The following is a 19,531-nucleotide window of genomic DNA, read 5'->3' as shown; positions in this document are numbered from 1 at the left end:
CGGAAAAAAATGAATTACCGGGGAGCGTAGATGGCGAAGCTTTTGGCAGGGCAATAGATGGTGGCCTGCCCGCCGGCATCGGTGGTGACGTCGGGGTTGGCGCCGGTATAGTCGCGGAGCACTTTATTGGCCCAGGTGGTTTGCACGGTCCGCTGGGTGCCCGTGGCGCCGTTGTTGAAATAGGCCACCAGGCCGGGCGTGCCGTTGCGGCGAAAGACGTACAGCGAGGGGCTGGCGAACAAGGTGGTGGTGGACCCGGCGGCCAGCGTTTTGCGCACCTGGATCAACGCATGCATCTTCGCTTTGTCCAGCAACCATTCGTAGTCCTTATAGAAAATAAAGGGCGTGCCCTCGGAGGTCAGGATGTAGGCGTAGGCCATTAACTTGCTGGCGGCGCTGATCTCGTCGACATCGTGGTTGGCCACGAACGTATAGGCTTTGGAAGCGTCCACCCGTATCAGCCCGCCGGTTTCCAGGGCCGCCATGTTGCCGCCGTCGAAAGCGTTTTTCATTGCATACATCAGCGGAAAGTCGAAGGCGCCGCTGCCGGCGGCGGTGGCATAGTTGTTCACCAGCTTCACGTCGCCGTCCCAGTACTCGATGATGGACTTCCCGCCCACTTCCGTCAGCCAGTCTTTGATGACCGAGGGAGCAAAGCCTTTTACGAAATCAAAGCGCCAACCGCTGAACCCGAGGCTGTCGCGGTAGAATTTGGCCACGCCGTCCTGCCGCTTCCACAGCCAGTCCTTCACGTTGGCGGCATCGTGACAGAGGTCGGCAAAACCGCCGAACACGTCTTCGTCCCGGGCATGGAGGGCATTGGGGTGAAAATCGGCAGCGCCCCGGTTGAACTTACCGGATTTGGGCACAAACTTCGTGTAGGTGGTCGTGCCGGTATAAGGGTTGGCCTCCAGGTCGCCGCCCGAATTATGATTGAGCACAATGTCGGCAAACAAGGTAAAGCCTTTTGCTTTGGCGGAGGTGAGCAGCGTCTTTAATTCCGCATAGGAACCAAAGCGGGTTTCGGTGGTGCCCTGCTGGTTGTATTGCCCAAAATCGAAATAGTCGTAGGGGTCGTAGCCCATGGAATATTGTCCGCTCTGCCCTTTGGAAATGACGGGCAGCCACAGGCCGGTGATGCCGGCGCTCTTCCAGGGATCGAGGCGGGCCTGGAGGGTATCCCACCAGACGCCCCCGGGGGTTACATCCCAGTAAAATGTTTGGAGCATCACGTCGCCCGAAGGTGTGGCGGCTTCCGCCGCCGGCGGCGGCGCCGTTCCGGCGTCTTTTTGTTTCTTACAGGAGAAAAGCAGCAGGGAGGAAAGCGCCAGGAAGCAACAGGTAAAAAGCGCATGTTTTCGTTTCATTACGGCAGCAATTTTTTGAGGCATCAAAAAGGCTTTTCAGGGCCTTTTTGATGCGCAGTTCTTCTTAATTCTTTTTCAACGTATAGCTGTAATTCCCCCCGACGCTTAGGTCCAGCGTGATGGTGTAATTGCCGGCGGTGGTTACCTGGATATTCTTTCCGCCGTAGTCGGGAATGCCGTCGCCTTCGTTATCGCCCAGGTCGATCTCCCAGGCCTTGTTGGCGCGGAATTTCAGTTCGCCGGCCGACAGGTTGGCGGTGGCCGACCAGGTGCCGGCCGTTTCGTTGTACACCAGGTCGGTATCGGCGGGCCAGCCGCCCGGCGTGGCGCTGCCGATCATGCTCCAGGAGGTCTTGGTGGCCGACCAGGTCAGGGCGTTCAGGTCGGCTTTCAGCAGGTAGTAGCCGGCCGAGGGCACCTTCAGGTTGCCGCCGCCGCCGGCACTCAGCTTGCCGCTGCCGGCATCGCCATAGTTGGTATGGTCCCAGTCGGGGTGGCTGGTCAGCTTGAACTCCAGGGTGCCGGGCTTGATGTAGGCATAGCCTTCGTACTTTTTATCGTTGTTTTTGGAAGCGATCCGGGCGGCGGTAGCGGGCGACCATCCCTGGTAATCGCCGGGAGCATACAGGGAGGGATAGTCGATAATGTCGCGGTAGGGACGGGCATTCACCGTCAGCACATTGGAATAAACGGGCGCCACCGGCGAGTTGCCCAGGTCGGCCTTGATGCGCACTTCCACGTCGGAGGCCAGGCCGGGCGGAACGATTTTGAGCAGTTCCTTATTGAGTTCGGCCACGGTAAAGGTCTTTGCCGAGGCGTTGCCCATGCCCATTTCGGTGGAGGAGGCGGAAGCGAAGGAGGCGCCCTTCTTCGACAGCTGGATGGTGTAGTTTACCGCTGCGGTATAACCGAAATCGGCGGCTTTCCAGCTGAAGGTGACGGCGTTTTGCGCCCTGCGCGAAGTGTCGAGCACCACGGTGCTGGCGCTGGCGGTCAGGGCGGGTGTGGGGCCCGGTTTCAGGATGGTCTTTACTTCGTCCTTTTTGCAGGCCGGCAACAAAAAGCCGGTCAAAAAGAGGAATGAGAAAATATGGCGGAGCGTTTTCATGCTACTCGTATTAAAGAGGTGATTCAATGATCTTTCGATTTTCGTTTATTAGTAACCGGTATTCTGCCGCAGGTTGGGATTGGCGGTCAGCTCGGAAGACGGGATGGGATACAGGTTGTGGAAGCTTTCCACGCCCCGGCCTTCCTTCACGCCGCCTTTCCAGGGCCACAGGTAGGTGCCTTCGGTAAAGCGGTTGAAGCGGATCAGGTCGGTCCGGCGGTGGGCCTCCCAGTGCAGCTCGCGGGCCCGTTCATCCAGGATAAAGCCGGGGGTCAGCTGCGCGTCGGTAATGTTGCCGGAGGCATTGCCGTAGGCGCGGGTGCGCAGCAGGTTGATGTACTGCACCGCGGTTGCCCGGCTGCCGCCCGATCCGCCCCTTGCTACCGCTTCGGCGTACACCAGGTACATCTCCGCCAGGCGGAACAGGGGAAAGTCCACGTCGGAAAACTTGCCGCCGGGATCCTGGTGGGGCGCCAGGGCGCCGGTACGGGTCACGTTGCGGTATTTTTTGAATATATAGCCGTCCGAGGATTTGCTGATCTCGTTGATCTCGAGGTTGTTCTGCTGGAAGTTCCCGCGCTTGTCGGCAGCGTCGGGGAACAGGGCCACGATGCTCTTGGTGGTGCGCAGGCCGAACCAGCCGCCGTCGGGCATACCGAATTCCCTCGGGTTCATGTTGTCGCCGATGGTGGCCCGTACCAGGTAGGTGGTGCCGCCGTATGACTGGGTGCTGGTGCCGTCGTAATTGATGGTGAGGATAAACTCGCTGGTGTTCAGCTGGTTGTCGGCGGTGAGCAGGTTGCGGTAATCGCTGATCAGCGAATAGCCCCCATCGATCACCATTTTAGAGTAGGTGATGGCGTCGTTGTAGCGGGCGGTGCCGGTGTACACCTGGGCATTCAGGTACATGCGGGCCAGCAGCGCCCAGGCGGCGGCCTTGTCGGCACGGCCGTATTCGTTGGTACGCGGCGCGGCCAGCAGCGGCTCGATGGCTTTCAGCTCCGACTCGATATAGTTAAAGAGGGCGGCCCGCTCGATCCGCTTGGGCACCGTTTCGCCGATCACGTCGGTTTCGGTCACAAAGGCCGGGTTGCCGAACAGGTCCATCAGCACCCAGTACTGGAAGGCCCGCAGGAAGCGGGCTTCGGCCCGGTATACCTTGATGGCTTCGGCATCGGCGCCGGTGATGCCCCTGGCGCTCACCTGGTCATCGGCAGACTGGCGGATAAAGTCGTTGGCCACGGTGATCTGGTAAAAGCAGCGGTAGTACAGGCCCTGGAGAAACGGATTGCTGGCGCCCCAGTTCATGTTGTGAAAATCGGGCAGGCCGGCATCGCCCCAGCTGGTCACGGCTTCGTCGGTCGACAGCTCCTGGGCCTTGAAGTAGAGGCGCAGGAAATCGGAAAAGCCTTCGTTGATGCCCTGGATGTCGGGGGTGCCGTCCGGACCGGAATTGCCGGTAAGGGCATAGGCGCCGTACACTTTTGCAAAGGCCTGCTTGTAGCCCAGGGGCGTGCTGTAGACGGTTTCGGCCGTAATATCATTCAGGGGAAAGCGGTCCAGGTTTTTGGTGCAGGAAGTGAGGGCGGCAGCGAGCAGGCTCCCTGCCAGGAATATGTTCAAAAAATTCTTTTTCATAAAGTTGTTGCAGGTTTTGAATTAGAAATCGAGGTTCACGCCCAGGACATAAGTGCGGGGACGGGGGTAGAACTTCCGGTCGATCCCGTTGCCGATCTCGGGGTCCAGGCCTTTGTACTTCGTAATGACGAACACGTTCTGCACGGTACCGTTCAGCCGCAGGTTCACATTCCGGTAGATCCTGCCCAGGTTATACCCTACGAAGAGGTTGTCCATCCGCAGGAAGGAGGCGTTCTGCACGTAATAATCGCTGAGGTACTGGTTCACGCTGGTACCCTCGAAGCCGGTCTCGTAATAGTTCACCGAGGCGTTGTACAGGGCCAGCGTGCTGCCGTTGGGATTGAATTTGCCCAGGTCGCTGTACACGTTGTTGTACACGTAGTTGAAAAAGTTGGCCCGCATCACGAAGCCCGCATTCCACTTGCCATAGGTGAGGTTGCTGCTCAAACCCAACAGCAGCCGGGGATCGGGGTATTTGTAGTGGTAGCGGTCGCGTTCGTTGATGACGCCGTCGGCGTTGCGGTCCACGAACAGGTTTTCGATGGGCTTGCCGGTGCTGTCGTACACCTGCTGGTACACATAAAAGGAGCTCCGGGGGTTGTTGACCGAATGGATCTGGATGGTGTTGCCGGTACCGCCGGAAATATCGCCGGTGGGGTTGCCGCGGTAAGAGGTATCGGGCGCCAGCGTCAGCTTGGTGATCTTGCTCTTGTTGTAGGTGACGTTGAAGTTCACGTCCCAGGTGAGCCTGCTGTTGCGGATGGGGGTAGTATTGAGGCTGAATTCCACGCCCCTGTTTTCCATGCTGCCCACGTTGGCCACGATGCGGTTGGAAAAGTTGCTGCCGGCCGACTGGGGGATCTCGTTCAGCAGGTCTCCTGTTTTGCGGAGGTAAATGTCCAGGCTACCGCTTACCCGGTTCTTGGCAAAGCCGTAGTCCAGGCCGGCATTGTAGGTAACGGTTTCTTCCCATTTGCGCTTGGCGTAATAGCCGCCCGGCCGGTACATGTTGTAAAACTGGTCGCCGAGCTGGTAGCGGGCGGTCTGGCTGCTGAAGGCATAATAAGAGATATAGTCATAGTTGGCGATGCCTTCGGCCTGGCCGGTGATCCCGTAGCCCAGGCGGAGCTTCAGCTGGTTGATGGCGGTGGAACCTTTCAGGAAGCTTTCCTCGTTGATGTTCCAGGCCAGGGCAAAGGCGGGGAAGGTGCCCCAGCGATGTTCCGGGCCAAAGCGGGATACCCCGTCGCGGCGCACGATCGCGGTCAGCAGGTAGCGGTCTTTGAAGCTGTAGTTCACGCGGCCGTAAAAGCCGATGGTGGTGTAGCGGGGCTTGTCAAAGGGGAAGTTGGGTATTTTGCCGGGAATGGTATCGCCATAAGCGTTGCGTTCGGCAAAGTTGTAGGTCTTCGTCAGGAAATCCTGGTACGAATAACCCGTCATGGCTTCCAGGCGGCTGGAGCCGAAGTTCTTCGTGTAATTCAGATACCCCTCCAGCAGCTGGGTGGTCCGGCTTTCCTTGTACTGGGTCCGTTGGCCCTGCTGGCCGTATTGGGCCGCCGCGCTGTCGTTGATAAATACGCCGCCCTTACCCTGCGAGGCGTCATAGCCCACGTTCAGGTTGGCACGCAGCTCGGGGAGGAAGTGAAACTTGTAATCGATCTGTGCATTGCCGATGCTGCGGTAAACGGTGCTCTGGTCGTCCTTCTGCTCGATCAGGCCGAGGGGGTTGCGGGTGGCCAGGGAGTTGGGGCGGCCGGTGCCCGGGTCGAGCCATTCGAAATAACCGCCGTAGCGCTTGTTGCCGGAACGGACGGGTTGGGTGGGATCGAAGATGACGGCGGCGCCGATGGCGTCCTCGTTGGCAAAGCGGTTCTTGGTCTGGGCGCCCTTCAGGCTGACCTCCACGGACAGATGGTTGTCCAGGAACTTGGGGCTGAGGTTGAGGGCGGCGGAGGTACGCTTCATGTTGCCGGTTTTCAGGATGCCGTCCTGGTCGAGGTAGCCCACCGACACCCGGTAGGGCATCTTGGCCAAAGAACCCCGGACGCTCAGGTTATGATCGTGGCTGATGGCGGTCTGGTAAATGGCGTCCTGCCAGTCGGTATTGGCAGTGCCCAGCAGGGCCTTCTGGCCGGCGGAGCCTTTGGCGTTCACCAGGTCGCGGTACTCGGTAGCCGACAGCACCTCCACCTTCCCGGCGGGCTTGCTGGCCGACACCTGCGAGCTGAAGTTGAACTTCGGTTTGCCCGAAACGCCTTTTTTGGTGATAATAATAATGACCCCGTTGGAGGCCCGCGCCCCGTAAATGGCCGTGGCGGCGGCATCCTTCAGCACGTTGAACGACTCGATGTCGTTGGGGTTGATCAGCGACAGGGGGTTGGCGGCGCCCGGGATGGTACCGGTAGACAGCGGAACGCCGTCCACCACGATCAGCGGATCGTTGGTAGCGCTGAGCGAGGAGCCCCCGCGGATCTTGATGCTGCTGCCGCCACCGGGCGCACCGCCGTTGGAGGTGATCTGCACGCCGGCCACCTTGCCAGCTATGAGTTGTTCGGGGGTAGAGATCACCCCTTTCTGAAAATCCTTGGCACTTACGGTGGTCACGGCCCCGGTCAGGTCCTTTTTGCGGGCCGAGCCGTAACCTACGACCACCACCTCGTTCAGGGCGCGGGGCTCCTGCACCAGGCGCACACTCAGATCCGCATCTTTTCCTACCGGCACTTCTTCCCGGGAATAGCCGGTGGAAGAAATGATCAGTACGGCATCGGGCGAGGGCACACTGATATGAAAGGTGCCGGTGGAGTCGGTAACCACCCCAGCGGAAGCTCCTTTTACATGGACGGAAGCACTGGGAACCGGCTCCCCTTTATCGGATACTACTTTTCCGGTAACTGTTTTGGCCTGGGCCAGGACCTGCTGGGCGGAAGTAAGAGCCAACAGGTTAAATAGCAGAGCGGGAAGGATGCGTTTCATGCTCATACAACAAACTTTCGTGGTGAATTAGCTGGATAATTAATGGAAGAAAAAAGAAGGGACAGATACAAGCCGGCCATAGGGGCACCGGTCAGGTGTGGGGACGAAGGATCAGGAGGAGGCCTTTTGCAGCATCCTTCTATCCGGGGAAGTAGAAATGGGTTCTTTTTCATGCTGGCGAATCGTTTTTAAAGAGAAGCGGGCACCGTGCCCGTACCGGGAAAACAACCACGGCGGTAGTTGCAGCTCCAACGGTGAACCAAAGAAAGAAACCCCCAAATACCTTGTCAATTTTTCCCGGCAAAATATAGAAAATAAAGCTTACAGGAGTCCCTACAACCCACACAACCAACTGATTACCAATGGATTGTTATCATATTATTAAAAAATTAATACAGGAGGCTTATAGGGCATTTCAGGTGAAAAAATTGGCCGGAAATGAGGATACGAACAAGCCGAAGGGGAACAAACGGGACAGTAAACTGGTAGCCTGTACCCCAAACTGCAGCTCTTTTGGCAGTCACCTCCGGGCAATAAAAAAACGCCCTGTAGATACAGGGCGCTGTCTAACGTGCTTCCTTATTAACACACTGCTATGTAGAGAAAATTCAGATCGGTTGAAGGGGTATGGCTGGTGAAGGGTACCTGTTGAACCGGGCCCCTCCCCTTCCACGACCTAAAGGAAGGAAAAGAGGGGGGTCCTGGAAAAACATCAAGAGGAAATATAGAAAATATAAGGGGGACAGGCCTACTTACAGAAACCAATACACTGGTTAGCAACAGGTTACAATAAATTAAATTCCAAGCTAATACAAAGGCGCTGCAAACGAAAAAAGTGGCTGTCCGGCGTCTGCTACAGGGATTTTATGGCCATTACCCGCCGGTCGAACTCCTCCTTGGGCACGATCGCCCGGTTCTTGATCTTGGTTTTATAGGCGTAGATGGTATTGATGGAATATTCCAGGATCTGGGCGATCTTGTCATTCTCGCTGATGCCCATGCGCATCAGGGCAAAGATCCGCAGGTCGGTATTCAGCAGCTCGTTGTCCTTGAGGCGGATCTGGTCTTCCTCCCGGAAAAGGCTGTTGAACTCCTCCACGAAATTGGGGAACAGCTTCAGGAAGATCTTGTCGAAGCTTTTTTGCAGGTCCTCCTTTTCCTTTCGGACGTTGATGTTGTGGACCAGGAAGCGGATCTCCTCGAGCTTACGTTCCGCCACCTTTTGCTCGATGGCGCTTTTGATCTTTTCCAGTTTTTGGAAAAAGCCGGTATTGATATTAAAGAAGTAGCCGATATATTCTTCTTTGATCTTGTTGGCTTCGAGCAGCCGGCCGTTCACTTCCTGGAGTTCGGAATTCACCTGGTGCAAGGCGGCATTCACTTCCTGGAGCCGGGCATTGGCGTCCCGCACGTTGTTGTGGGCCTCGGTGATGAGACGTTTGGCAGTTTTCAGCTTGTTGACCTGCCGGATGATGACGGTGATGAGAAAGCCCAGGACGGCCAGGAAGAACGTGACCACGGCGGCATAAATGATCCAGAGCTTTTGCTGGCTTTCGATATGGCCGATGCGCCGGGCCTCGATCAGGGGCAGGATGGAGCTCACCTGTACCTTGCGCTGCCGCGCTCCGTAAAAGGAGGCATCGGCAATGGCTTTTTCAATATAGACCGAAGCGTTGCGGAAATCGCCCTGGCCGAAGAGCAGCTCGGCCAGGTTGAAGGTGGCATACGTTTCCTTGGTGGAGGAACGGATGTCGGCAATGGCGGCTTTGATCTGGTAGTTGATTGCCTGGTCCGTGTCCTTCTTTCGTAAATAGATAATGCCCAGGGTGGAGGTCACCACGGCCAGCTGGCGGTCGGTAAGGCCGGGCTGACGGTAGAGCACCTGGTAGTCGGCAAATGCTTTTTCCACCGCACCCATTTTGAGGGCTTTCAGGCCGCGGTAAAAGTAGTGGTCGAAGGAGCCGGGGGCCAGGTAGGCCAGGGCCGAGTCCATATAGGCAGTTCCTTTTCGGGTATAGCCGGGCGAAAGAAACCGGTCGTTATCGTAGTCGGCCAGGTCATAATAAAAGCGCCCCACCAGGGGATAATAAGTCCCTTTCAGGCTATCGGGCAGCTGTTGCAGGTCGATCCGGTCCAGGTGGTCGTCGGTTTCCTTGTACAGGCCGGCAGACAGGAAGATAAACGCCAGCCGCATGCGGGAAGCCGCCAGGCGGGCGGGATCATTCAGCTGCCCCGCCAGGTGCTCCAGGGTCTGGGCATATACAAAGGCCGAATCGAAGGTAAAGACCTTGTACTCTTCGTACAGGTCCAGGGCCAGGTCGTAACGGGCCGGCAGGCTTTGCGCCTGGCGGTACCGCTGTTTCAGCTGCCCGATCTTTTCGAGCTTTTGCGCATCGTAGGTTTCCGCTTCCCGGATGGCCCCGTTCAACTCCCCCAACAGGCTGTCCCTGTCCGCTCCCCAAACGGCATAACTCTGGAAAAGAAGGAACAGACAGGCGAAAATCCATTTCATATGTATCCGATTAGTGATCCGGCCGGGAATTACAGGCTCCTGATGGGCGGTAATATAAAGAAATTTCGGATGTCGTCTCGCCTTGGGCGCGATTGAAAGCAGTTGGCGTCTTCCAGCAATCAAGGGGACCCGAAATCCCAAATCCGAAATTTCTCTTATTTGGCTTTTTCCAACTTCAGGATCTCGACGCCTGCATCCAGCAGCGGGCCGGTGCCGTGCTTTTCGTTGGTGCCCACCGGCCGGTTGTAGTAGTACACCAGGTTGTCCTGGATGCCGGTGCCCACGCAGATGTCCTTCAGGCGGCCCTCCTCGTCGATCTTGTGCTTTTTCAGGCCTTCCCAGCCGGTGCGGGCAATGGAGGCGTAGCGGGCATCGATCCAGCCCTGGTTCACCGCATGGGCAATGCCGTACACGAACATGGCGGAAGCGGAAGACTCCGTGTAGGAATCGCTTTTGTCCAGCACCTGGTGCCACAGGCCGTTGCCGTTCTGGTATTTGGCGATGCCCAGGATCTGCCGCTCCAGCAGGCCGATCAGCTTTGCCCGCTGGGGATGATTTTTCGGCAGGTGGTCGAGCAGGTGCACCTGCGACAGCATCACCCAGCCGTTGCAGCGGCCCCAGTGGGCCACGCCGTTGCGCTTCAGATCGCTGTACCAGGTGTGCCAGTAAATTTCCCGGGGAGCGTCCCAGAGGTAGTTGTTAAAATTCAGCACCTGTTTGATCGCGTCGTCAAAATATTTCTGTTGGCCGGTCAGCTTGCCCATGCGGGCCAGGAAGGGTACGCTCATGTACAGGTCGTCGGCCCAGAGGGTGTTCTTGTTCGGAAAAGTACGCACAAAGGTGCCGTCGGACAGGCGCAGGCGTTCGGTGGTCAGGTGCGTTGCCGCCTTATCCAGGTAGGCCTTGTATTCGGGCCGCTTCGCCTGGTCATACACCTCGATGATGCTGGCCGACATGGCGCCGAAGTCGTCGAGCTCGTCCATGGTAAAGAATTCGCCGTAGGGATAGGTATAATGCTTCACATCGTGGCGGAACCGTTGTGCAAACACCTGCTGGTTGTCAAAGCCGAAGGCCACGTGCCGGGCGGCATAGTCGGTATACTTTTGTTCGCCCAGGTACCTTCCGAGGTTGATCATGGCCATGTTCAGCACGCCATGGGTGTAGTGCCAACCGGTATACGGGGTGGCATATTTTACTTTTACCCCCTCGGGGATGGCGGCGGCGGAGGCATAAAACTGTTTGTTGTCCACGCCTTCAAACCCCAGTACGGTTTCTTTCATCACCTGGTCGGCGATCTTTCGTACAAGGGCTTCGTTGCTTTGGGCGGATACCCACAGGACATTCAGGAGCAGCAGGGAAGCGGCAAGCATTTTTTTCATAAAAAAACAAGGTTTCGTAAATCCCGGAAGCCGGAAACAGGCACAAATATAGCGGCCGGAGCGCAACTGCCCGACGGTGAAGGAAGTTTCGGGGAAAGGGCGGATTGACGTATTTTTGAAAAAAAGTACGAGCTGCTCCCGGGCCGGAAGGAAGGGGCCGGGAAATGGGGTATTGAAGGTGTGGAGCGACACGACCGCGCCGCTCTCACCCGGATATCAATTGGCCGCAGGCCAAAGGCGTTAATTCTGTAACGTCACTTTCCGGAAGTACAGGTGCTCCGGCAGCCGTTCAAATTGCGCATAGATCGTTCGGTTCACCCACAGTTCGATGTCGGCGGGGCTGCCTTCGAACTGGTGAATGCGAAAATAACCGCCGGTATCGCCGCCGCTGGAACCGATCAGGTCCGCCGCGTCGGCGCCTTCAAAAGGCTTGCAGTCCACTTGAAAATAAACGATATTGTTGCCAGCGGAGGCCAGTTCCAGCAGGTCGACAAAGCCGCCGATAGGCTCGAGGTCTTCTTCAGATCCTCCTTTCTCAATGTACTCGGGGTAGTCCAGGAACCAACGGGCTCCCAGCTTGTAGTAGGTAACAGTAAACATAGGGTGTTTTGGTATGGTAAAAATACGACCTAAAGATAGTAAATATACGTATCTATACTCGTAAAACCCCCAACAATAACTACTAATACGCTTCAGGCTGCTGGTATCAACCTCCTGCTGCACCCCATTATACCGCCTTTTTCCCGTCATCCGCCGATTTCCGGCCCTTTGCCCTGGTCCCCCGGCCTACCTTTGCCTTATCCTAAATTTGTCCCCATGAAGATTCAGGCCGTTTAAGGATAACCGTCCACGCCTGCAATGAAAAGATCCCCTCTGCGGAGGGGATTTTTTCATTAAGGTATAGTGCGGTTAAAAACTTTCGGGCTTTTTTTGTGCCGGTTGCCGCAGGCGTTCCAGGCAGGCGAGGCGTTTTTTGCGGGCCCGCCCGGCCTGTTTCAGAAAATGGAGCAGCTTTTCCTCCCGCAACCCGGCAACGGACAGGCGCATCCGGGTAATGGAAGAAGTAATGATCAGGTAGCGGCGGCGCGTAAAATAATAAAAAGCGCCCAGGGCCACCGCCAGGAAGATACCCGGCCCCAGCACCCCGGGATTGCCGTGGGCGGCCCCGGCCCAGCCGGAAAGCAGGGCGGCGCCCGCCAGCACCAGCAGCAGCCCGTTGCTGCTGCCTTCGCGTTCAAAAGAAAGGATTTCTTCCAGCATCATGCTGTGCAAACAGGGATCTTCGCCCTCCTTTGCCTCGCAGCAAAGGCGCTGGGTGGTCAGCACCAGGGTGCCGCCCCCACAGTCGACCTGGGATATGATTTGCTCATCCGGGAACAGCGCTAACATGAACCATAATTTTAAGGAGCGCCGGACGGCCCGTCCGGTCTTATGCCGCAAAGATACAGCGTGGGCCCGTCCGGGGTAGTTCACGAGTTTATGAATTCAGTTCCTGAGTTCCTGCAACTGCGGGAAGCAAATAGCTGTTACAGGAATCCTTGATGCATTTTTCCTTCAAAAAACTTAGAAACTCAGGAACTTAGGAACTCAGAAACTCTTTTCATCACTCCACCACCACAAAACCAGCCCAATAGTAGGGGGAATATTTTTCTTTCATTTTCAGCTGGGCCTGGTGTAACGCCTCCCGGGGAGACTTTCCGCCCAGCCAGTTGCGGTAGAAAAGGGTCATCAGCTCCATGGTTTCCTCATCCGGCACCCGCCACAGGCTCATCACCAGTTGGTGCACGCCCGCCAGCTTAAACGCCCGCTGCAGGCCGATCACCCCTTCATTGCCCTGCACCTCGCCCAGCGCCGTTTCGCAGGCACTCAGCACCACCACTCCCGTATTGCCCAGGTCCAGCTGCGCAATTTCATAAGCCGTCAGGATACCGTCTTCCCAGCCGGGCCGGGTAGCTTTGCCGGTCCAGGCCTGGTTGGCACCCGCCAGCACCAGGCCACTGCGGAACATCGGGTTCTGCTGCACCGTCAACGTAAGTCCCGCCCCCTGTCCTTCTTCCTCGCTTTCGCCCTTTATTTCCCTTACCGGCAGGAAAAAGCCGTGGGTGGCCAGGTGCAGCACCTGCGCACTGCGGCCCGACAGGGCCTTAAACGCTTCTTCCGTGGCCACCGTTCCACTGTCGGTGGTGATGGGAACACCCGCACGCTGCAGTAACCTGCCGAGGCTGTCCACTTCCTCCTTTGCACCGCTCAATAATCCCCACGCTCCTCCCCGGGCGCCCCGGCCGCCGCTGACATCCAGGAGCGCCCCCGGGCGATGCAACTTGAGGGAAGCGACTTCGCCGGCCCCCAGGGCCGGGGTACCTGTATTATAATTGATATTGCCCCAGAGCGCTACGGAAAGCGGTTTTTGGGCCGGTACGGCCGGCAGTGCCACGGCACGGGTACTGAGCACCTGCCGCAACTGGTAGCGGTCCACCAGCGCATGGGTTGCATCGGGGCGCAGGGCCTGGAAGGCAATGCGGTGCAGCAGGCCCGCCGGTGCGTAATACACCGTCCGCGCCCCGGCCAGGTAGCGCTCCAGCGGCTTCCACACCAGCCGGTACAACGGGGGGTGAACCGGACCGGAAGGCTTATCGTACAACTTACGGATGGCAACATACTGGGCCAGGGCGCTTTTGGCCGTCAGCGAAGGCTGTAACACCCGCAGCAGCTGGCGCTCTTCGAACAAGGGCACAAAGTGGACGGCGCTGTCGCCGGGAAGCAGCACTAAGGCGGCATAATGGACGCTGTCGGTAAGCTTATGGTGGTAGAGGCGGAAGCGGAGAAATTCTACGGCGGCTTCGCCCGGCTGGAGCTTTTGGGCGATCTCGGCGGCGGTGATGGCCTGGCTGTGCTGCAGTTGACGAAAGGAGGCGGCACGGCGGGAGAGCTGCTGCTCCAGCCCGTTGGTCTCTTCCCGAAGGCTGTCGAGATAAGTAGCCCGTTCCGACTTGGGCAGCATCAGTTGCCGCCCGATAAAGGAATTGTAGAACCGCCATTGCTCAAAGAGCTGCAGGGTGGCGGTATCGCCGCTTTTACGGATGGCGTGCAGCACCTGCTGCTGGTCTTCCAGCACCATGCCCTTCAGGGCCAGCTCCTGGGCGTACACCTGCCGCAGCACCGAAGGATCTTTCAGGCGGCCTTTGTACACCAGCGAGGGCAGGTAGCAGAACTGACTGGCCTCTTTGTTCAGCAGGGCGATCTTTTCCTGCTCGGATAAGGCCGTGTAGGTCTGGTGCAGGTGCTGCAGGGTAATGCCCGAAACCCGGATGAACAGGTCGGCGGCTTCCTTGCTTCTGTCCATCAGGGTATACAGCAAGGCCAGGTTCTTCAGCGTAACTGCGTAGCTGGGGCTGTTTTCGCCCAACGCCTTCCGGATAATGGCCAGTGCCTGCTCAAACAGGGGCTTTGCCAGGTCGTAGCGGCCCTGTTTCATGTATAAATTGGCCAGGTTGCCCAGGCTGGCAGCATAGGGGTGTTCCTCCCCATACGTTTTCCGGTAAATGGTCAATACCTGCTGGTACAGGGGCAGGGCTTTGTCATACTGGCCCATTTCAGTATACAGGCTGGCCAGGTGCTTTACAATGCGCCCGTAGCCCGGGTGGTCCTCGCCCAGCGACCTGCGGCTGGTTTCCACGGCCTCCTGCAGCAGGGGCAGGGCCTTATCATACTGTCCCATTTCTTTATATACGTTGGCCACGCTTTTGAGGATCGTGCCGTAGCTGGGATGGTTATTGCCCAGGATCTTCTTGCGGATGACCAATGACTGCCGGTAGTACTGCAATGCCTTGTCCAGCTGGCCCATGCCCTGGTACACCAGGCCCAGGCTTTTGAGGATGTTGGCATAATTGGGATCTTCCTCGCCCATGATCTTCCGGCAAAGTTCCAGCGCCTGCTGCAGCAGGGGCAGGGCTTTTTCGTACTGGCCCACGTCTGCGTAGAGGAGGCCCACTTTGTACAGGCTGTTGATGTATTCAGGATGCGTATCGCCCAGGGCTTGTTTCCGGATGCCCAGGGCTTGCTGGTAAAGGGGCAGCGCTTTATCGAACTGGCCGGCATATTTATACACGTCGGCCAGGTCTTTTAATATACTGGCATAGTTGGGGTGCCTCCTTCCCAGGGAGCGCTCGCAGGTGGCCAGGGCCTGCTGCAGCATCGGCAGGGCTTTTCCGTACTGGCCCGTCTTGATAAATAGCAGCCCCAGCGCATACAAGCTGCCCGAATAGTCGGGATGGCCCGTCCCCAGCAGCTGGGAGCGGAGCGCCAGGGCCTGCTGGTAATAGGGAAGGGCGGTATCGAACAGCCGCAGGCGTTTATAGCAATGACCCAGCACCAATAAGGTTTGGGCATAATCGGCATGTTGCTCTCCCACCGCTTTTTTAAGGATCTCCTGGGCCTGCAGGGCTAAAGGCAACGCCTTTTCCGGCAGGCTGGCCTCGGCATACAAAGCGGCGAGGTAACACAGGCTGAGGCCGTAATCGGGATGTTCCCGGGCCGGGGGCAGCGGCTGCAGCACCTGGCTCAGGGCTTCGGCATAGGAAAGAGCCCGGGAAGGAATCGGGGCGCTTTGCACCATGAACAGGCTGTCGACAAAGAGGAGCTTTTGGGAAAGGGAAGTATCCACCTGGCTGAGGCCGGACAGGTCCGGTATGTCGGCTATGGCCTGCCGCAGCAGGTCGGATTCCGCATGCCCCCGGAAAAAAGCCAGCGCCTGGCGCAGGCTGTCCATAACTGCAGACTGGGCGGCAGCGGGACCGACGCCTATGCATCCGCCCCCCCACAGGAAAAACAGGAAAAACCGGATAAGAACCCGCTTCATAAGCTTGTAGTAAGGGGTTAAAAAAGCACACCGGGTACATGGGTCGGCCTGTCCATCGCGGTCTCAAAACGTTCGTTGCTGGTAAATCGGCTACACGTCTGATAAGAGGAGCATCACATAGGGAGAGAAAAAATACGTCCACACATTCAGCTAAAGTTACAAAGAAGTCGAAATACGCCAGGTGAAAAATTGGCTTTGCCCGGCTCCTCATAAGTTCCTGAGTTCCTGAGTTTCTGAGTTGTTTGGATGAATGAAAGCCTGTTCCACCTAAAGAACTTTGGAACTCAGGAACTTTGGAACTAGTTTCTTACTCCACCAGCACAAAGCCGGCCCAATAGTACGGGGGATATTTTTCTTTCATTTTCAGCTGGGCCAGGCGTAATGCCTCCCGGGCAGATTTCCCCCCCAGCCAGTGGCGGTAAAACAGGGTCATCAGCTCTGTGGTTTCCTGGTCGGGCACCCGCCACAGGCTCATCACCAGTTGCTGCACCCCGGCCAACTTAAAGGCCCGCTGCAGCCCGATCACCCCTTCATTGCCCTGCACCTCGCCCAGGGCCGTTTCACAGGCGCTCAGCACCACCACATCCGTATTGCTCAGGTCCATCTGCGCAATTTCATAGGCCGTCAGGATGCCGTCCTCGGCCCCGGCAGGCGTAGGCTTTCCCTGCCAGGCCTGGTTAGCGCCTGCCAGCACCAAGCCGCTGCGGAACATCGGGTTTTGCTGCTCCGTCAGCCCGGGGCCCGCATCCTGGGCGTCCTCTTCTTCGGCCTTTGCTTCGGCCACCGGCAGGAAAAAGCCATGCGTGGCCAGGTGCAACACCTGCGGACTGCGGCCCGACAAGGCCTTAAACGTTTCTTCCGTAGCCGCCGTTCCGCTGTCGGTGGTCGTGGGCACGCCTGCGCGCTGCAATAACTTATCGAGTCCATCCAATTCTTTTTTTGCACCACTCAACAGCACCCAGTCGCCCGCCCTGGTATCGGCACCCGGGCGGCCAGCGGCAGCCACGGCTCCCGTATTGTAGTTGATGTTGCCCCAGAGGGCCACGGAAAGCGGCTTTTGGGCCGGCGCCGCCGGCAACACCACGGCACGGGTACTGAGTACCTGCCGCAGCTGGTAACGGTCCACCAGCGCATGGGTCGCGTCCGGGCGCAGGGCCTGGAAGGCAACGCGGTGCAGCAGGCCCGCCGGCGCGTAATACACCGTCCGCGCCCCGGCCAGGTACGGTTCCAGCGGCTTCCACACCAACTGGTAAAGCGGGTGCGGGGCCGTGCCTGCCGACTTATCGTACAGCTTGCGGATGGCGGCATACTGGGCCAGGGCACTTTTGGCTTTTAGCGAGGGCTGCAACACCCGCAACAGCTGGCGCTCCTCGAACAGGGGCACAAAGCGGGCGGTGCTGTCGCCGGGCAGCAACACCAAGGCGGCATAAATGACGCTGTCGGTGAACTTGCGGTTAAACAGGCGGAAGCGGAGAAATTCTACGGCGGCTTCCGCCGGTTGGAGCTTCTGGGCGATCTCGGCAGCGGTAATGGCCTGGCTGCGCTGCAGTTGACGGAAGGAAACCGCCCGGCGGGAAAGTTGCTGCTCCAGCTCATTGGCCTCTTCCTGCAGGCGGTCCAGGTACGGATCCCGTTCCGATTTGGGCAGCAACAGTTGTCCGCCGATAAAGGATTTATGGAACTGCCATTGCTCAAAGAGCTGCAGGGCAGCGGTATCGCCGCTTTTACGGATGGCATGCAGCACCTGCTGCTGGTCTTCCAGCACCATGCCCTTCAGGGCCAGCTCCTGGGCATACACCCGCTGCAACAACGTAGGATCCTTCAGGCGGCCTTTATAGAGCAGTGAAGGCAGGTAGCAGAACTGGTTGGCTTCCTTATTCAGCAAGGCCATCTTTTCCTGTTCGGATAAGGCCGTGTAGGTCTGGTGCAGGTGCTGCAGGGTAATATCGGATACCTGGTGGAACAAGGCAGCGGCCTCCCTGCTTCTGTTTACCAGGGTATAGAGCAGGGCCAGGTTCTTCAGGGTCAGCGCATAGCCGGGACTGTTTTCGCCCAATGCCTTCCGGGTAATGGCCAGCGCCTGCTCGAACAAGGGCTTTGCCAGGTCGTAGCGCCCCTGTTTCATGTATAAATTGGCCAGGCTGCTCAGGCTGGCGGCATACGGATGTTCCTCCCCATACGTTTTCCGGTAAATGGTCAATACCTGCTGGTACAGGGGCAGGGCTTTGTCGTAATGGCCCATATCGGTATACAGGCTGGCCAGGTGCTTGACCATGCGTCCGTAGCCCGGGTGGTCCTCGCCCAGCGACCTGCGGCTGTTTTCCACGGCCTCCTGCATCAGGGGCAGGGCCTTATCATACTGCCGCATGTCTTTGTATACACCGGCCAAACTTTTGAGGATCGTGCCATAACTGGGATGGTTGCTGCCCAGGACCTTTTTGCGGATGACCAACGACTGCTGGTTGTATTGCAATGCCTTGTCCAGCTGCCCCATTTCCTGGTACACCAGGCCCAGGCTTTTGAGGATGTTGGCATAGTTCGAATCTTCTTCGCCCAGGGTTTTCCGGCACACGGCCAGTGCCTGTTGCAGCAGGGGCAGGGCTTTTTCGTACTGGCCCAGGTCGACATAGAGGAGGCTCACCTTGTACAGGTTAATGATGTATTCCGGGTGCGTTTCCCCCAGGGCCTTTTTATGCAAAGCCAGGGCCTGCAAATAGAGCGGCAGCGCCTTATCGAACTGACCGGCAGATTTATATACGTTGGCCAGGTCTTTTAAGATGGTGGCAAAGTTGGCGTGCAGGCATCCCAGGGAGTGTTGGCAGGAGGCCAGTGCCTGTTGCAGCACCGGCAGGGCTTTTCCGTACTGGCCCATCTTCATGTATAAAAGCCCCAGTGCGTGCAAGCTGCCCGAATAGTCGGGATGGCTATCGCTCAGTAATCTTTTGCGGAGCGCCAGGGTCTGATGATAGCAAAGAAGGGCCGTATCAAAGTTCCGCATTCCTTTATAGCAATGGCCCAGGATCAATAAGATCTTCGCATAGTCGGCATGCTCCTCCCCTGCCGCCCGCTTCACAATGACCTGGGCCTGCCGGGCCAGGGGTAAGGCTTTCTCGGGTTGATTGGCTTCGGCATACAAAGCGGCGAGGTAACCCAGGCTAAGGCCATAATCGAGGTGTTCGCGGGCCGGGGGTTGCTGTTGCAATACCTGGGTCAGGGCCTGGGCATAAGAAAAGGACTGGGTGGGCACCGGCGAGCTTTGCAGCAGGAGCAGGCTGTCGACCAGGAGCAATTTTTTGGAAAGAGGCGCATCGATTCCGCTGACACGGGACAGGTCCGGTATATCGGTTGCGGCCTGCTGCAGCAACCCGGTTTCCGTTTGCGCCTGGTAGTACGTCAGTACCTGGCGCAGGCTGTCCACAGCCGCAGGCTGTGCCGCAACAGGAGCGATACCGGCGCATCCGGCTCCCATTGCTGCCAGCGCATAGAGAAAACACTTTTGAAGCACCTGTTTCATAAAGTACGTAGTATAGGATTAAAAGGCGCTACAGGTACACCGGTCAGCCCGCCAGTCACAAACTCCAAACAGATATTGCTGAAAAGTTCTTGAACGCCTGTTGATCGAAACAACACAAAGGGGAGAGAAGATTACCGGGGCCTGGTAAACAGAGGGTCCGAGGGTATGCCAGATACCGG

10 protein-coding genes are annotated in these 19,531 nt (G+C 57.8%); all 10 read right to left on the bottom strand.

Going from position 1 to position 19,531, the window contains the following annotated elements; genetic code table 11:
• Nucleotides 1-14 precede the first annotated feature (14 nt).
• The gene (locus tag V9K67_RS07075) at nucleotides 15-1,367 is read right to left on the bottom strand and encodes an alpha-amylase domain-containing protein (RefSeq protein ID WP_336721087.1); all 1,353 of its coding nucleotides are present in this window, start codon (nucleotides 1,365-1,367) and stop codon (nucleotides 15-17) included.
• Nucleotides 1,368-1,431: 64 nt separating this feature from the next.
• On the bottom strand, nucleotides 1,432-2,475 hold the full coding sequence (locus V9K67_RS07070) for a SusE domain-containing protein (RefSeq protein ID WP_336721085.1): 1,044 nt from the start codon (nucleotides 2,473-2,475) through the stop codon (nucleotides 1,432-1,434).
• 48 nt (nucleotides 2,476-2,523) lie between these two features.
• Nucleotides 2,524-4,113, bottom strand: a complete 1,590-nt coding sequence (locus V9K67_RS07065; protein ID WP_336721083.1) for a RagB/SusD family nutrient uptake outer membrane protein — start codon at nucleotides 4,111-4,113, stop codon at nucleotides 2,524-2,526.
• 21 nt (nucleotides 4,114-4,134) lie between these two features.
• Nucleotides 4,135-7,089 (bottom strand): SusC/RagA family TonB-linked outer membrane protein, encoded by a 2,955-nt coding sequence (locus V9K67_RS07060; RefSeq protein ID WP_336721081.1) that lies wholly within the window; start codon nucleotides 7,087-7,089, stop codon nucleotides 4,135-4,137.
• Between the two features lie 853 nt (nucleotides 7,090-7,942).
• Nucleotides 7,943-9,601, bottom strand: coding sequence for a SusR family glycan utilization regulator (gene susR / locus V9K67_RS07055; protein WP_336721079.1), 1,659 nt, complete (start codon nucleotides 9,599-9,601; stop codon nucleotides 7,943-7,945).
• A 155-nt stretch (nucleotides 9,602-9,756) separates the two neighbouring features.
• The gene (locus V9K67_RS07050; protein ID WP_336721077.1) at nucleotides 9,757-10,980 is read right to left on the bottom strand and encodes a glycoside hydrolase family 88/105 protein; all 1,224 of its coding nucleotides are present in this window, start codon (nucleotides 10,978-10,980) and stop codon (nucleotides 9,757-9,759) included.
• Nucleotides 10,981-11,220: 240 nt separating this feature from the next.
• Nucleotides 11,221-11,580, bottom strand: a complete 360-nt coding sequence (locus tag V9K67_RS07045) for a DUF6717 family protein (RefSeq protein WP_336721075.1) — start codon at nucleotides 11,578-11,580, stop codon at nucleotides 11,221-11,223.
• Between the two features lie 309 nt (nucleotides 11,581-11,889).
• On the bottom strand, nucleotides 11,890-12,369 hold the full coding sequence (locus tag V9K67_RS07040) for a hypothetical protein (RefSeq protein ID WP_336721074.1): 480 nt from the start codon (nucleotides 12,367-12,369) through the stop codon (nucleotides 11,890-11,892).
• A gap of 214 nt (nucleotides 12,370-12,583) precedes the next feature.
• Nucleotides 12,584-15,838 (bottom strand): tetratricopeptide repeat protein, encoded by a 3,255-nt coding sequence (locus V9K67_RS07035; protein ID WP_336721073.1) that lies wholly within the window; start codon nucleotides 15,836-15,838, stop codon nucleotides 12,584-12,586.
• 307 nt (nucleotides 15,839-16,145) lie between these two features.
• On the bottom strand, nucleotides 16,146-19,352 hold the full coding sequence (locus tag V9K67_RS07030) for a CHAT domain-containing tetratricopeptide repeat protein (RefSeq protein WP_336721072.1): 3,207 nt from the start codon (nucleotides 19,350-19,352) through the stop codon (nucleotides 16,146-16,148).
• Between the last annotated feature and the right edge of the window lie 179 nt (nucleotides 19,353-19,531).

The sequence above is a fragment of the Huijunlia imazamoxiresistens genome (assembly GCF_037132455.1).
GTDB classification, from domain to species: Bacteria; Bacteroidota; Bacteroidia; order Chitinophagales; family Chitinophagaceae; genus Flavisolibacter; species Flavisolibacter imazamoxiresistens.
This window is presented reverse-complemented; position numbering and strand designations above follow the sequence as displayed.

What these genes read in the sequence shown, in the direction of transcription:
- V9K67_RS07075 (WP_336721087.1), bottom strand. Translation starts at nt 1,367, where the DNA reads ATGAAACGAAAACATGCGCTTTTTACCTGTTGCTTCCTGGCGCTTTCC.
- V9K67_RS07070 (WP_336721085.1), bottom strand. Translation starts at nt 2,475, where the DNA reads ATGAAAACGCTCCGCCATATTTTCTCATTCCTCTTTTTGACCGGCTTT.
- V9K67_RS07065 (WP_336721083.1), bottom strand. Translation starts at nt 4,113, where the DNA reads ATGAAAAAGAATTTTTTGAACATATTCCTGGCAGGGAGCCTGCTCGCT.
- V9K67_RS07060 (WP_336721081.1), bottom strand. Translation starts at nt 7,089, where the DNA reads ATGAAACGCATCCTTCCCGCTCTGCTATTTAACCTGTTGGCTCTTACT.
- susR (WP_336721079.1), bottom strand. Translation starts at nt 9,601, where the DNA reads ATGAAATGGATTTTCGCCTGTCTGTTCCTTCTTTTCCAGAGTTATGCC.
- V9K67_RS07050 (WP_336721077.1), bottom strand. Translation starts at nt 10,980, where the DNA reads ATGAAAAAAATGCTTGCCGCTTCCCTGCTGCTCCTGAATGTCCTGTGG.
- V9K67_RS07045 (WP_336721075.1), bottom strand. Translation starts at nt 11,580, where the DNA reads ATGTTTACTGTTACCTACTACAAGCTGGGAGCCCGTTGGTTCCTGGAC.
- V9K67_RS07040 (WP_336721074.1), bottom strand. Translation starts at nt 12,369, where the DNA reads ATGTTAGCGCTGTTCCCGGATGAGCAAATCATATCCCAGGTCGACTGT.
- V9K67_RS07035 (WP_336721073.1), bottom strand. Translation starts at nt 15,838, where the DNA reads ATGAAGCGGGTTCTTATCCGGTTTTTCCTGTTTTTCCTGTGGGGGGGC.
- V9K67_RS07030 (WP_336721072.1), bottom strand. Translation starts at nt 19,352, where the DNA reads ATGAAACAGGTGCTTCAAAAGTGTTTTCTCTATGCGCTGGCAGCAATG.